11 protein-coding genes are annotated in these 14,691 nt (G+C 66.4%); 4 read left to right on the top strand and 7 right to left on the bottom strand.

Going from position 1 to position 14,691, the window contains the following annotated elements; genetic code table 11:
* Positions 1–64 precede the first annotated feature (64 nt).
* Entirely contained in the window at positions 65–313 is a 249-nt protein-coding gene (gene hfq, locus H9Q09_RS02370) for an RNA chaperone Hfq (protein WP_024350643.1), read from the top strand.
* Between the two features lie 81 nt (positions 314–394).
* Positions 395–1,702 (top strand): GTPase HflX, encoded by a 1,308-nt coding sequence (gene hflX, locus H9Q09_RS02365; RefSeq protein ID WP_348646265.1) that lies wholly within the window; start codon positions 395–397, stop codon positions 1,700–1,702.
* 21 nt (positions 1,703–1,723) lie between these two features.
* On the opposite strand, the gene H9Q09_RS02360 is transcribed toward hflX, so the two are convergent.
* Positions 1,724–3,286 (bottom strand): DEAD/DEAH box helicase, encoded by a 1,563-nt coding sequence (locus H9Q09_RS02360; protein WP_246715964.1) that lies wholly within the window; start codon positions 3,284–3,286, stop codon positions 1,724–1,726.
* A gap of 109 nt (positions 3,287–3,395) precedes the next feature.
* Between H9Q09_RS02360 and H9Q09_RS02355 the strand changes: the two genes are divergently transcribed.
* Entirely contained in the window at positions 3,396–4,136 is a 741-nt protein-coding gene (locus H9Q09_RS02355) for an alpha/beta fold hydrolase (protein ID WP_187389720.1), read from the top strand.
* A 10-nt stretch (positions 4,137–4,146) separates the two neighbouring features.
* On the opposite strand, the gene H9Q09_RS02350 is transcribed toward H9Q09_RS02355, so the two are convergent.
* From H9Q09_RS02350 to H9Q09_RS02335, 4 genes are all read right to left on the bottom strand, one after another.
* Positions 4,147–4,719, bottom strand: a complete 573-nt coding sequence (locus H9Q09_RS02350; RefSeq protein ID WP_187389719.1) for a hypothetical protein — start codon at positions 4,717–4,719, stop codon at positions 4,147–4,149.
* Positions 4,720–4,769: 50 nt separating this feature from the next.
* Positions 4,770–6,794, bottom strand: coding sequence for a DNA topoisomerase IV subunit B (parE, locus tag H9Q09_RS02345; RefSeq protein WP_187389718.1), 2,025 nt, complete (start codon positions 6,792–6,794; stop codon positions 4,770–4,772).
* Between the two features lie 346 nt (positions 6,795–7,140).
* A complete protein-coding gene (glnA, locus tag H9Q09_RS02340) occupies positions 7,141–8,550 on the bottom strand; it encodes a type I glutamate--ammonia ligase (RefSeq protein WP_009209532.1) in 1,410 nt (469 codons plus the stop codon).
* A gap of 52 nt (positions 8,551–8,602) precedes the next feature.
* Complete coding sequence (locus tag H9Q09_RS02335) at positions 8,603–8,941, bottom strand: P-II family nitrogen regulator (protein ID WP_024350649.1); 339 nt, start codon at positions 8,939–8,941, stop codon at positions 8,603–8,605.
* 291 nt (positions 8,942–9,232) lie between these two features.
* Here H9Q09_RS02335 and H9Q09_RS02330 point away from each other — a divergent pair, with 291 nt between their 5' ends.
* A complete protein-coding gene (locus H9Q09_RS02330; protein ID WP_187389717.1) occupies positions 9,233–10,762 on the top strand; it encodes an NAD(P)H-hydrate dehydratase in 1,530 nt (509 codons plus the stop codon).
* Positions 10,763–10,816: 54 nt separating this feature from the next.
* Here H9Q09_RS02330 and H9Q09_RS02325 read toward each other — a convergent pair whose 3' ends face one another.
* Both H9Q09_RS02325 and uvrA read right to left on the bottom strand, forming a co-directional pair.
* A complete protein-coding gene (locus H9Q09_RS02325) occupies positions 10,817–11,623 on the bottom strand; it encodes a DUF72 domain-containing protein (RefSeq protein WP_187389716.1) in 807 nt (268 codons plus the stop codon).
* A gap of 25 nt (positions 11,624–11,648) precedes the next feature.
* Positions 11,649–14,531, bottom strand: coding sequence for an excinuclease ABC subunit UvrA (gene uvrA, locus H9Q09_RS02320; RefSeq protein ID WP_024350652.1), 2,883 nt, complete (start codon positions 14,529–14,531; stop codon positions 11,649–11,651).
* Positions 14,532–14,691: the final 160 nt, after the last annotated feature.

The raw sequence follows: 14,691 nt of genomic DNA, 5'->3' as shown, positions 1-14,691 counted from the left end.
AATGCGCGGAACGACCGGCGAAGACCGGTTCAGCCGACGCCAATAAGAACAGGACAAGGACCACATGGCCGAACGCACGCAGAACCTTCAGGATCTCTTTCTCAACACCGTCCGCAAGCAGAAGATTTCGCTGACGATCTTTTTGGTCAACGGCGTCAAGCTGACCGGCGTCGTCACCTCCTTCGACAATTTCTGCGTGCTGCTGCGCCGCGACGGGCATTCCCAGCTGGTCTACAAGCACGCGATCTCCACCATCATGCCGTCCCAGCCCGTGCACATGTACGATGGCAGCGACGAAGACAGGAAAGACTGATTGGCCGAACATAGAGAAGTGGGGCCGCGAGGCCCGATCGAACACAAGACCGTTCCGACGCGGGCGGCGGTCTACGTCCCCGTGTTCAAGCAATATCCGGTGCAGGACGATGTGGCGGGCGCGGTCGAGGCGCCGCGCCGGAGCCACGACGCGCGCCTCGCCGAGGCCATGGGCCTCGCCGCCGCCATCGGGCTCGACATTGTCGCCAGCGGTATCGTCAGCGGCCAGCGGCCGCGTCCGGCGACGCTGATCGGCACCGGCAAGGTCGAGGAAATGAAAGGCGTGATCGCCGGCGAGGAGATCGGGCTGGTCGTGTTCGACCATCCGCTCACCCCGGTGCAGCAACGCAACCTGGAACGTGAGCTGAACGTCAAGGTTCTCGACCGGACCGGTCTCATTCTCGAGATCTTCGGCGAGCGGGCGCGCACCAAGGAAGGCCGCCTGCAGGTCGAACTCGCGCATCTGAACTATCAGCGCGGCCGGCTCGTGCGCAGCTGGACCCATCTGGAGCGTCAGCGCGGTGGTGCCGGCTTCCTCGGCGGTCCGGGCGAGACCCAGATCGAATCCGACCGGCGGCAGCTTCAGGAGAAGATCAAGCGGCTCGAAAAGGACCTGGAACAGGTCCGGCGGACCCGGCAGCTTCACCGCGCCCAGCGCAAGAAGGCGCCGCATCCCGTTGTCGCCCTCGTCGGCTATACCAACGCCGGCAAGTCGACGCTGTTCAACCGGCTGACCGGCGCCGACGTGATGGCGAAGGATCTGCTCTTCGCCACGCTTGATCCGACCCTCCGTCGCACGACGCTGCCGCACGGCACAGAGATCCTGTTCTCGGACACGGTGGGCTTCGTCTCGGACCTGCCGACGCATCTGGTGGCGGCTTTCCGGGCGACGCTGGAAGAGGTGATCGAGGCCGACATCGTGCTGCATGTGCGCGACGTGGCCGATCCCGACACGCTGGCCCAGGCCGAGGACGTGCGCAAGATCCTGCGCGACCTCGACATCGATGTCGATGACAGCGACCACGTGGTCGATATCTGGAACAAGGTGGACCTGCTCGACGAGGCCGGCCTCCAGCATCTGTCGACGATGCGCGAGAGCCTGCCGGATACGGACGCCGTGCATGTCGTGTCGGCGGTGACCGGCTTCGGCGTGGACACGCTGCTGGTCGATATCGAGCGGCGGATCGGCGGCGGCACGGTGACGCTGACCGTGGACGTGGCGCCCGATGCCATGGGGTTCGTGCCGTGGATCTACGAGAACGCCACGGTGACGGCGCGCGACGACCGCGAGGACGGCGCCGTGTCGCTGACCATGGACATCACCAAGCAGGCCCGGACAGAATTACGCCGGATGAGCGAGCATGCATCCGGCGTTTCGTTTCAGCGCTGAGAGCGGGTCAGGCCGGCACCGTCAGGTGCCGGTCCCGATCAGCATGAAGGCGGGAATATCGTCGCCGAAACCAACGGGCGACTTGCCGTTGTCGTCGTTGCGGCCGCCACGCGGCGCGGCGGGCTTAGCACCACGGGTCCGAGAGGACGATGCGGCGGGGCGCGCCCGATCGCTGGAGGCTGCACGGCTGCGGCTCGGCTTCTGGACCGGTGCCACATCCTCTTCGACGGTTTCGACCGGAGCATCGCGCGTGATCGCCTCGACGGGCACATCCAGCTCGCCGGCTTCGGCGCGAACCACGGCCGGTTCCGCTTCGACCGCCTGTTCCGGCGCCGTCTCGCTTGCCGGCTCCGCTGCAGCAGCAGCACCGCGACGACGCGTCGAGGACCCCGAGCGACGGCCGCTGCCGCTGCGACGGGCCGGCTTCTCGCTGGTCTCGTCGTCGGAAACGGCGCTGACCGGCTCGCCGAGCCATTCGATCTCGTTGCCGATCAGCTTCTCGATGGCGTCGAGATGCTTCTTGTCGGCCTTGGTCGCCAGGGTAAAGGCTGCGCCCGAGCGTCCGGCCCGGCCGGTGCGGCCGATGCGATGGACATAGTCCTCGGCATGGATCGGCACGTCGAAATTGAAGACGTGGCTGACGGCCGGAATGTCGAGGCCGCGCGCGGCGACGTCGGAGGCGACCAGCAGCTGGATCTTGTTGTCGCGGAAGCCCTGCAGCATCGCGGTGCGCGAACGCTGGTCCATGTCGCCATGCAGCGCGCCGGCGGAAAAGCCGTGGCGCTCCAGCGAGCGGAACAGTGTCGCCACGTCCCGCTTGCGGTTGCAAAAGATGATGGCGTTGGTGAGTTCGGTCTGGTCGCGGATGACCCGGCGCAACGTATCGCGCTTCTCGAAGTCGTCCTTCTTGGTGGCGACCAGGCGCTGCGTCACGGTCAGCGCGGCCGAGGCCGGCTTGGCGACTTCGACGCGAACCGGGTTCTGCAGGAACTGCTCGGTGAGGCGGGTGATCTCCGGCGGCATGGTGGCCGAGAAGAACAGGGTCTGACGCGAGACCGGCAACAGCTTGCAGATCCGCTCGATGTCCGGGATGAAGCCCATGTCCAGCATGCGGTCGGCTTCGTCGATGACGAGCACTTCCACCGCGGTCATCAGCAGCTTGCCGCGCTCGAAATGGTCGAGCAGGCGGCCCGGCGTGGCGATCAGGACGTCGGCGCCGCGGTCAATCTTGCGATCCTGATCCGCGAAGGAGACGCCACCGATCAGCAGCGCGACATTGAGCTTCTGGTCGAGACCGTAGCGGGTAAAGGATTCGGCGACCTGTGCAGCGAGTTCGCGCGTCGGCTCGATAATCAGGGTGCGGGGCATGCGGGCCCGCGCGCGACCCTTCTCGAGCATGGTCAACATCGGCAGGACGAAGGACGCGGTCTTGCCGGTTCCCGTCTGCGCAATTCCCAGGACATCGCGGCGCTCAAGCGCATGCGGAATGGCCTGTTCCTGAATCGGCGTCGGTTCATTGTATCCGGCTGCATGTACGGCAGCCAGAACCTTGGCGCTCAGGCCGAGTTCGGAAAAGAGTTTCAAGCTAGCTGTTCTCTTGGGTAAATGGGAGGTTGCGTTCGGTAGCGTTTGAAAGCCCATCTCATGGGGGCGATAGGGCGAGCACGAGCGCGAGTCAACCGATACGCCCCAAATGGGGCTTTTCAACGGGATTTACAGGGCAGAAATCGTGAATTTCGTATCAATTGTCATGATTCCGGGCTTGTTGTGCACCGATGACCTGTATCGCGATCAGATCGCGGCTCTGGCCGGACATCCGATCCGGATTGCCGATACCACGCGCGACGCGTCGGTCACCGCCATGGCGGAGCGGCTCCTGGCCGATGCACCCGACAAGTTCGCGCTCTGCGGTCTCTCCATGGGCGGCTACGTCGCGCTCGAGGTGCTGCGACTGGCGCCGGAGCGCGTGCTGGCCGCGGCGCTGATGGCGACGAGCCACCGCGCCGACACGCCCGAGCAGACCGCCATGCGCCACCAGCTCATCGATACGGCACGGGAGCAGGGGATCGAGCCGGTGGCGCGTCTGCTGTGCGAGCGCCTCGTCGCGCCGGAGACGACGAGCGCGACGCTCAGGGAGCGCATCGTTCAAATGGCCGCGGCGATCGGTGTCGAAGGTTTTGTTCGCCAGCAGCAGGCGATCATCGACCGGCCGGACCAGAGCGACCGGCTTCCGACGATCCATGTTCCGGTGACGGTCGTCGCCGGGGAGGCGGATGCGATCATCCCGCCGGAGCGTGCGCGCGAAATGGCCGCGGCGATCCCGGGCGCGCAGCTGGAGATGCTGCCGGCGACCGGGCACATGGTGACGATGGAGCGGCCGGACCGCACCAGCGAGATCCTTCGGCGCAGCCTCATAATGGCGGCCGCAGGCTGAGCGGGTCGGCTCAGTTGGTCGCCGGGCCGAACATGTAGGGCTGGTCCGGGAAGAAGTGCAGCTCGTAGGTTTCGGCGATCTCGCCATCCGAGGGCAGGAGATCGAAGAACAGCGACAGGCTGTTGGGCTCGGTCTCGCTGGGCTCGTCGGCCCGGTAGCCGACGACGGCGCCCTCAATCTGGTTGAGTTCCCGGATCTCGGTGCTGGAGCGCAGCGTCAGGTTGGTGCCGCTGCCTTCGAGCTGCTGGACGAAGAAATGGTAGTCCGTCTCGTCGGCCGGGGACTGGACCATGATCGTGCGCCAGACGCCCTGGACGTCGCCGTCCGACCACGGACCGACGATCTGCACGTCCTCGATCAGCGGCGAGAGCGCTTCGGCAGCGGCCGCCGGATCGTTGGCGCCGCCAGCTGCCGGTGCAACGGTCGCGGGTGCGGCTTCGCTGGTGGCAGCCGGGGCGGCCTGCTCGGCAGCCGGGGCCGCGGCGGGAGCGGCGTCGGTCGCCTGCGCTAGAGCCGCGCTCTGGACCATCATGAGGGCCGCCAGGCTGACGCCGGCGAAGTTGCTTGCGGAACGAATGACCATCTTCGGACTCCCTGTGCCGGATCTGGTCGCTCTCTTACGGGGCGTGCCCGTCAGATGTCCAGATCCTCGACGAAGGCGGCGCGGTCCTGCAGGAAGCGGAAGCGCGCCTCGGGCTTGTTGCCCATCAGCGCATTGACCGCACCGGAGGTGCCGGCTTCGGGCGTTTCGTCCATGTGGACGCGCAGCAGCGTGCGCTTGCGCGGGTCCATGGTGGTTTCCTTGAGCTGCGCGGGCAGCATCTCGCCGAGACCCTTGAAGCGCGAGATCTCGACCTTGCCGCGGCCCTTGAAGTCGCGGGCGATCAGGCGCTCGCGGTCGGCATCGTCGCGGGCATAGGCGGTCTTACCGCCCTGGGTCAGCTTGTAGAGCGGCGGCACGGCGAGGAAGAGATGACCGCCGCGGATGAGCTCCGGCATCTCCTGGTAGAAGAAGGTGATCAGCAGCGAGGCGATATGCGCGCCGTCGACGTCGGCGTCGGTCATGATGATCACGCGCTCGTAGCGCAGGTCCTCTTCGCGGTATTTCGACCGCGTGCCGCAGCCCAAAGCCTGGATGAGATCGGCGAGCTGCTGGTTGGCGCCGAACTTCTCGCGCCCCGCCGAGGCGACGTTCAGGATCTTGCCGCGCAAAGGCAGGATCGCCTGCACCTTGCGGTCGCGGGCCTGCTTGGCGGAACCGCCAGCGGAATCGCCCTCGACGATGAAGATCTCGGCATTGACCGAACCGCTCTGGGAGCAGTCGGCCAGCTTGCCGGGCAGGCGCAGCTTGCGGGTCGCGCTCTTGCGGCTGACTTCCTTTTCCTGGCGGCGACGCAGGCGTTCGTCGGCACGCTCGACCACCCAGTCGATCAGCCGCGCGGCGTCCTGCGGCGAGGAGGCGAGCCAGATGTCGAAGGAATCGCGCATCGACTGCTCGACGATACGCTGGGCCTCGGCCGTGGCCAGCCGGTCCTTGGTCTGGCCGACGAATTCCGGCTCGCGGATGAAGACCGACAGCATGGCCGACGCCGTCAGCATGATGTCGTCGCCGGTGATCACCGCGGCACGCTTGTTGCCGGACACTTCGGCGAAGGCCTTGAGGCCGCGCAGCAGCACCGAGCGGAGGCCCGCTTCGTGGGTGCCGCCCTCCGGCGTCGGGATGGTGTTGCAGTAGGAGCGGACGAAGCCGTCGTCGGCGGTCCAGCTCACCGCCCATTCGACCGCGCCGTGGCCGGAGACCTTCTCGGTGCGACCGGCGAAGATCTGCGAGGTGACGCGGCCCTGCTTGTCGAGCGTGCCGTCGAGATAGTCCTTCAGGCCGCCGGGGAAGTGGAACGTGTCGCGGGAGGGCACGCTGCCGTCGACCGGCAGGAGCGACGGGTCGCAGGCCCAGCGGATCTCGACGCCGCCGAAGAGATAGGCCTTGGACCGCGCCATCGCGAGCAGCCGTTCGGGACGGAAGCGGGCGCCGGCGCCGAAGATCTCCGGATCGGGCCGGAACCGGATCCGAGTGCCGCGGCGGTTCTGGACGTCGCCGATTTCCTCCAGCCCGGTCTGGGCGTGGCCGCGCGAATAGGTCTGGCGGTAGAGCCTGCGGTTGCGGGCGACCTCGACCTCAAGCGTCTCGGACAGGGCGTTGACGACGGACACGCCGACGCCGTGCAGGCCGCCGGAGGTCTCGTAGACCTTGGAATCGAACTTACCGCCTGCATGCAGCGTCGTCATGATGACTTCGAGCGCCGACTTGTCGCGATATTTGGGGTGCGGATCGATGGGGATGCCGCGCCCGTTGTCGGCGACCGACAGGGTGCCGTCGGCTTCCAGCGCCACCTCGATGAAATTGGCATGCCCCGCGGTCGCCTCGTCCATCGAATTGTCGATGACCTCGGCGAAGAGGTGATGCAGCGCCTTTTCGTCGGTGCCGCCGATATACATGCCGGGACGCCGCCGGACCGGCTCGAGCCCTTCGAGGACCTCGATGTCCGCCGCGGTGTATTCGGCCGGTTCCTGGAGATTGGCTGCCGGGCGCGGCTTGGCGCTGGGCTTCGGCGCTCGCGGCTGGCGCGCGGCGTTGCCGGAAAACAGATCGTCGCTCATCGCGCGGCGAACTCCCTGGCGGATCGCCACATGACGCGCGTCGTTGGGGTCGAGCGCTCGTAAACCATGCCGTGATGCCTATACTTTCACGAAATGTTCTTCAAGCGCCCGGTCCTGCCGCTGGCAGGGAAAGCGCCGATTGTCGGATTTATCCACGGTTTCCGGCGCTGCGGGCGTACGCGGGAAGCCAGAGAGATGGCAACGGGCGCCAGGCGGCGCGCCATGGAAGTCCCACCGCGGTGGCCACCGGTTTCGCCTCAACAAAAAGGGGGCGCCGATGGCACCCCCTCCCGTTCGGTCCGTGAAGACCCGATGGTCGCCGCCGGCAGCCGGCGACCGGTTCGGATCAGACCGAGTAGTACATGTCGAACTCGACCGGATGCGGGGTCATCTCGAAACGCAGGACCTCGGCCATTTTCAGGTCGATGAAGGCGTCGATCTGGTCGTCGTCGAAGACGCCGCCGGCCTTGAGGAAGTCGCGGTCGGTATCCAGCGCTTCCATCGCCTCGCGCAGCGAGCGGCAGACCGTCGGGATTTCCTTCAGCTCTTCCGGCGGCAGGTCGTACAGGTCCTTGTCCATGGCGGAGCCCGGATGGATCTTGTTCTTGATGCCGTCGAGGCCGGCCATCAGCATCGCCGCGAAGGCGAGATACGGATTGGCGGTCGGATCGGGGAAGCGGACCTCGACGCGCTTGGCCTTCGGCGACTGGCCGAACGGGATGCGGCAGGACGCCGAGCGGTTGCGGGCCGAATAGGCCAGCAGCACCGGAGCCTCGTAACCCGGGACCAGGCGCTTGAACGAGTTGGTCGACGGGTTGGTGAAGGCGTTCAGGGCCTTGGCGTGCTTGATGATGCCGCCGATGTAGAACAGCGCGCTCTCCGACAGACCGGCATATTCGTCGCCGGCGAAGGTCGGCTTGCCGTTCTTCCAGATCGACTGGTGGACGTGCATGCCCGAGCCGTTGTCGCCGAAGACCGGCTTCGGCATGAAGGTTGCCGTCTTGCCGTAGGCGTTCGCCACCTGGTGGATGACGTATTTGTAGATCTGCATCTTGTCGGCGTTGCGGGTCAGCGTGTCGAACTTGATGCCAAGCTCGTGCTGGGCCGCGGCGACCTCGTGGTGATGCTTCTCGACCGCGACGCCCATCTCGGCCATGACGGTGAGCATTTCCGAGCGCATGTCCTGGCAGGAATCGATCGGGGGCAGCGGGAAGTAGCCGCCCTTGATGCGCGGACGGTGGCCGAGATTGCCGGTCTCGTACTCGGCGTCGTCATTCGACGGCAGCTCGGTGGAGTCGAGCTTGAAGCCGGTGTTGTACGGGTCGGCCTTGTAGCGGACGTCGTCGAAGATGAAGAACTCGGCTTCCGGACCGAAGAACGCCGTGTCGCCGGTGCCCGACTGGGTCAGATAGGCCTCGGCCTTCTTGGCGGTCGAGCGCGGGTCGCGGTTGTAGGCCTCGCCGGAGACCGGGTCGAGAATGTCGCAGACGATCGCCATGGTCGACTGAGCGAAGAACGGGTCCATGTAGGCCGTCTCGGGATCCGGCATGAGAACCATGTCGGACTCGTTGATCGCCTTCCAGCCGGCGATCGACGAACCGTCGAACATCGTGCCCTCGGAGAACAGGTCCTCGTCGACCAGGGTGACGTCCATGGTCACGTGCTGGGACTTGCCCTTGGGGTCGGTGAAGCGCAGGTCGACGAATTTCACGTCGTTGTCCTTGACCTGCTTCAGGATGTCGTTGGCGCTCGTCATGGCGGTCCTTCCTATTATCGAACTCTGAGACTGTGTGTGGGAAGCTGCTGGATCAGATCGCGTCGGTGCCGGCTTCGCCGGTCCGGATGCGGATCGCTTCCTCGATGTTGGAGACGAAGATCTTGCCATCGCCGATGCGGCCGGTCTGGGCCGCCTTGCGGATGGCTTCCACGGCGGCAGCGACGGTCTCGTCCGCAAGGACGATCTCGACCTTCACCTTCGGCAGAAAATCGACGACGTATTCGGCCCCGCGGTAGAGTTCCGTATGGCCCTTCTGCCGGCCGAATCCCTTGGCCTCTGTGACGGTGATGCCCTGAAGCCCCACTTCCTGCAGGGCCTCCTTCACCTCATCCAGCTTGAAGGGCTTGATGATGGCCTCAACCTTCTTCATCGACATTCCTTCTCGACGTTGTCCCCGTCACGGGCCGCCGGCCCGTCGAACCCGCTGTAGCAGGTCGCGTGCCAAAGACGACCTCCTACGGTGAACGCTTCGAAATAGTCCACCGGAACGATCGGGAAAGCGGAAATTTCGGTTACCGGCGCCCTCCTGTCCTATGATCCACGGCGGATGCCTCCAGGAGCGCCGATTGCTCTGTGCTCGGAATGGCTACACGAGGGCACCTGCCATGTCACCCAGACTGCACATCCCGTGATCAGAATGTCCATTTATTAGGCACACTCCATGACGAAATTTGCTGCACATGATCTGGCGCTGCTCGACCCGGTGCAGATGGCTGAAGCCGACCGTCTGACGATCGCCGGCGGCATGACCGGGATCGCATTGATGGAGCGGGCGGCGGCCGCGGTGGCGGGGGCCATCCGCCGATCCTTCCCGAAGGCGCGGCGCATCGCGGTGCTGGCCGGTCCCGGCAACAATGGCGGCGATGCCTGGGCCGCCGCGCGGCTCTTGAGCGAGGCCGGCTGCGAGCCGACGGTCTACAGCCACGTCGCGCCGGATGCGCTCAACGGCGATGCGGCACTGGCGGCCGCCGGCTATGGCGGCCCGTGGCAGAAGCTCGAGGCCTTTGCCCCGGACGGCGGTTTCGACCTCGTCGTCGACGGTCTGTTCGGCGCCGGGCTGGCGCGCCCCGTGGAGGGGGAAGCGGCGCGGGCCATCGCGGCAGTGAACGCCGCGAAGATACCGCTCGTCGCCATCGATCTGCCGTCCGGTATTTCCGGTGCGAGCGGCGAGCCGCTGGGCACGGCGCTCCGGGCTGATCTTACGGTGACGTTCTTCCGGCGAAAGCCGGGCCATCTGCTGGAGCCGGGCCGGAGCGCCTGCGGCCGCGTGGTCGTTGCCGACATCGGCATCTCCGACGCCGTCCTCGACGTGATCGCGCCGCAGGTTTTTGCCAACGCGCCGGGCCTGTTCCGCAACCCGGCGACATCGCCGCGCGATGCCGGTCATAAATACGATCGCGGCCATGCCGTGGTGTTTTCCGGCGGCATGGTCCGGACCGGGGCGGCCCGGCTGGCCGCCATGGCGGCGCTGCGCGGCGGGGCAGGGCTCGTCACCGTCTATGCGCCGGGCTCGGCGCTGATGGCCCATGCCGCGCATCTGACCGCGATCATGCTGGAACGCTGCAACGACGCCGCGGATCTCGACGCACTCTTAAGCGATGCGCGCACCAATGCCTTCGTGCTCGGACCCGGCTTCGGGATCGGCGAGGACGCGCGCCGCTACGCCAGTGCGGTTCTCGCGGCGGGGCGGCGGCTGGTGCTCGATGCCGACGGGATCACGTCGTTCCAGGACGAACCGGAAACGCTGTTTGCTGCGGCCAAGGAGGCGACGCGCGACGACGGGACGCCGCTGGTGCTGACGCCCCATGCCGGCGAGTTCAAGCGGCTGTTTCCCGACCTTGCGGGCGACGAAAGACTGTCAAAGCTGGAGCGGACGCGGAGCGCGGCCCGACGCGCCGGCGCCGTCATCATCCTGAAGGGGCGCGATACGGTCATCGCGGCCCCGGACGGGCGGGCCGCGATCAATGCCAACGGTACGCCATGGCTGGCGACCGCCGGCAGCGGCGATGTTCTGTCCGGAATCGTCGCCGCGCAACTGGCGCAGGGCGCGCCGAGCTTCGAGGCTGCCTGCGCCGGGGTCTGGATGCATGGCCGCGCGGCCGAGCATTTCGGGCCGGGCCTGATCGCCGAGGATCTGGCGCCGATGCTGCCGCGGGTCCATGCGGAACTGGCGGCGGAACTGTCAGCCTGACGGACCGGAGCGCGTGGCCCTCACGACAACGAAAATGGCGCCTGCCGCGACGGCTCAGTCGTCCAGGCGCTCCTGCAACGCCATCGCGGCCTGCGGCGCGCGGACTTTACCCTCGCGGATGAAATAGAGGAAGACGTCGCGCGGTGTCTCCGCCGCGACCGTCTTCGGATCGTGCCGCGGCAGGTCGGCGGGCTGGCCGCCCGATGCCCATTGCCTGGCGCGCTCCGCCCAGGCGTCGAGCGCGTCCGCCGGATAGCCGGTCGCGATCCCGGCGTCGGCCTTCTGCAGCCGGGCATAGACGAAATCGGCGGTGACGTCAGCGATCTCGGGGTAGTCGGCGCTCTCGGCATAGACGATGGCAACGCCGGCTTCGCGGCACATCTGCACGACCTGCGGGCAGGCAAAGCTCTCGTGACGCAGTTCCACGACATTGCGCAGGGCGATGCCGCCGGCCTTGGCCGGCAGCAGTTTCAGGAAGGCGCCGAAATCGTCCGGGTCGAACTGCTTGGTGGCGGCCAGTTGCCACAGCAGCGGTCCCAGCTTGTCGCCGAGTTCGGCGATGCCTGAGTCCACGAAGCGCTGGATGGAATCGCCGCCCTCGGCCAGGACCTTGCGGTTCACCGCATAGCGCGGCGCCTTCAGCGAGAAGATGAAGCCCTCTGGCGCCTCGCTCGCCCATTTGGCGAAGGTCTCCGGCCTCTGGCTCCGGTAGAAGGTGCCATTGACCTCGATCGTTTTCAGCTTCGATGCGGCATATTCGAGCTGACGCTTCTTCCGCAGGTTGTCCGGGTAGAAGCTTCCTTCCCAGGGCTCGAAGGTCCAGCCGCCGATGCCCGTGCGGATCGTTCCGCGTCCTGCCATGTCGGTCCCCTCTCAGCCGCGGCCGCTATTCGGCCGCCTCGCGCTTGATGCCCGGCCGCCGCTCCAGCAGCTCGCGCAGGAAATGGCCGGTATAGGAGCGCTCGACCTTGACCACGTCCTCGGGCGTGCCGGTGGCGACGATCTCGCCGCCGCCATCGCCGCCCTCGGGTCCGATGTCGACGACCCAGTCGGCGGTCTTGATGACCTCGAGATTGTGCTCGATGACGACGATCGTGTTGCCGCGATCGACGAGGTCGTGCAGCACTTCCAGAAGCTTGGCGACGTCGTGGAAATGCAGACCGGTGGTCGGCTCGTCGAGGATATAGAGCGTGCGGCCGGTCGCCTTGCGCGACAGCTCCTTGGCCAGCTTGACGCGCTGCGCCTCGCCGCCCGACAGGGTGGTCGCCTGCTGGCCGACCTTGATGTAGCCGAGCCCGACCTCCTTCAGTGTCGCCAGCTTGTCGCGCACGACCGGGACAGCGGCGAAGAAGTCGACGCCTTCCTCGACCGTCATGTCGAGAACGTCGGCGATCGACTTCTCCTTGAAGGTGACCTCCAGCGTCTCGCGATTGTAGCGCTTGCCGTGGCAGACGTCGCAGGTGACGTAGACGTCGGGCAGGAAGTGCATCTCGATCTTGATGACGCCGTCGCCCTGGCACGCCTCGCAGCGGCCGCCCTTGACGTTGAACGAAAAGCGGCCGGGCTGGTAGCCGCGGGCCTTGGCTTCGGGCAGGCCGGCGAACCAGTCGCGGATCGGCGTGAAGGCGCCGGTATAGGTCGCCGGGTTCGAGCGCGGCGTCCGGCCGATGGGCGACTGGTCGATGTCGATGACCTTGTCGAGATGCTCCAGCCCCTCGACCCGGTCGTGCTCGGCGGGAATGTCGCGACCGTTGGAAATGCGCCGCGAGGCCGCCTTGTATAGCGTCTCGATCAGGAAGGTGGACTTGCCGCCGCCCGATACGCCGGTGACGCAGTTGAACAGGCCGAGCGGGATCTCGGCCGAGACGTTCTTGAGATTGTTACCGCGCGCGCCGACGACCTTGAGCTGCTTGCCCTTCTGCGGCTTGCGGCGCTTCTCGGGCACCGGCACACCGAGATCGCCCGACAGATAGCGACCGGTCAGCGAGCGCGGATTGGCCATGACCTCGCCGGGCGTGCCGGCGGCAATGATCTCGCCACCATGGACGCCGGCGGCCGGACCGATATCGACGACATGGTCGGCTGTGAGGATCGCGTCCTCGTCATGCTCGACGACGATCACGGTGTTGCCGATGTCGCGCAGATGCTTCAGCGTTTCCAAAAGCCGCGCATTGTCGCGCTGGTGCAGTCCGATCGAGGGCTCGTCCAGGACATAGAGAACGCCGGTCAGTCCAGAGCCGATCTGGGAGGCGAGCCGGATGCGCTGGCTCTCGCCGCCCGACAGCGTGCCCGACGCCCGCGACAGGGTCAGATAGTCGAGGCCGACATCGTTGAGGAAGCGCAGGCGCTCACGGATCTCCTTGAGAATGCGGACGGCGATCTCGTTCTGCTTGTCGGTGAGCTTTGACGGCAGCTCCTCGAACCAGCCGGCGGCCGCGCGGATCGACTGTTCGGTGATCTCGCCGACATGACAGCCGGCGATCTTCACCGCCAGCGCCTCGGGCTTCAGCCGGTAGCCGTTGCAGGCCGGGCAGGGGGTCGCCGACATGAAGCGCTCGATCTCCTCGCGCATCCAGGCCGATTCCGTCTCCTTCCAGCGACGCGCCAGATTGGTGACGACGCCCTCGAAGACCTTGGTGGTCTTGTAGGAGCGCAAACCGTCATTGTAGCGGAACTCGATCTTCTGCTTGCCGGTGCCGTGGAGGATGGCGTTGCGGGCCTCCTCGGACAGGTCGGTCCAGCGATCGGTCTGCTTGAAGCCGTATTGCCGGCCGAGCGCATCGAGGGTCTGGCCGTAATAGGGCGAGGAGGATTTCGCCCAGGGCGCGATGGCGCCGCCCTTCAGCGTCAGGGCGTCGTTCGGCACGACCAGCTTGGGGTCGACGGCCTGCTGCGAGCCGATGCCGTCGCAGCGCGGGCAGGCGCCGAAGGGATTGTTGAAGGAGAACAGCCGCGGCTCGATCTCGGGGATGGTGAAGCCGGAGACCGGGCAGGCGAATTTTTCCGAGAAGACGAGCTGTTTGGCATGGCCGTTCTCGTCGACGCCGTCGGCGAATTCGGCGATCGCCAGACCGTCCGCGAGGCCCAGCGCGGTCTCGATGGAATCGGCCAGCCGCGCCGACAGGTCGTCACGCACGACGATGCGGTCGACCACCACGTCGATGTCGTGCTTGTACTTCTTGTCCAGTGCCGGAGCATCGGCGATGTCGTGGAACTCGCCGTCGATGCGGACGCGCTGGAAACCCTTCTTCTGCAGCTCGGCCAGTTCCTTGCGGTACTCACCCTTGCGGCCGCGCACGATCGGCGCCAGCAAATAGAGCCGCGTGCCTTCCTCCAGCGCCATGACCCGGTCGACCATCTGGCTGACGGTCTGGCTCTCGATCGGCAGGCCGGTGGCCGGCGAATAGGGCACGCCGACACGGGCGAAGAGCAGGCGCAGGTAATCGTAGATCTCGGTGACCGTGCCGACGGTCGAGCGTGGGTTCTTCGAGGTCGTCTTCTGCTCGATGGAGATGGCCGGCGACAGGCCCTCGATCTGGTCGACATCGGGCTTCTGCATCATCTCGAGGAACTGCCGCGCATAGGCGGACAGGCTCTCGACATAGCGGCGCTGGCCTTCGGCATAGATGGTGTCGAAAGCGAGCGACGACTTTCCCGAACCCGACAGGCCGGTCATCACGATCAGCTTGTCGCGCGGAATCTCCAGGTCGACATTCTTGAGATTGTGTTCGCGCGCGCCGCGAATGGAGATCGTCTTGAGTTCGGCCATGACGCGAAATGCAGTCCTTGCGGGTGGGAAACGGACCCTACTTAGGTGCGGGACCGGACTCTTCCAAGGCGGGGTCCGAACCGTTCTGCTTGACTCCGGTCAGATGATGTTCTTTTTTTGTTCCAGTCAAGGCCGAGCCTGCGCAATGGCGCCACCCGAA

It is taken from the genome of Aurantimonas sp. DM33-3, assembly GCF_014334315.1.
GTDB lineage: Bacteria > Pseudomonadota > Alphaproteobacteria > Rhizobiales > Rhizobiaceae > Aurantimonas > Aurantimonas coralicida.
The sequence above is the reverse complement of the archived record's forward strand: the minus strand, read 5'-3'. Positions and strand labels throughout refer to the sequence as shown.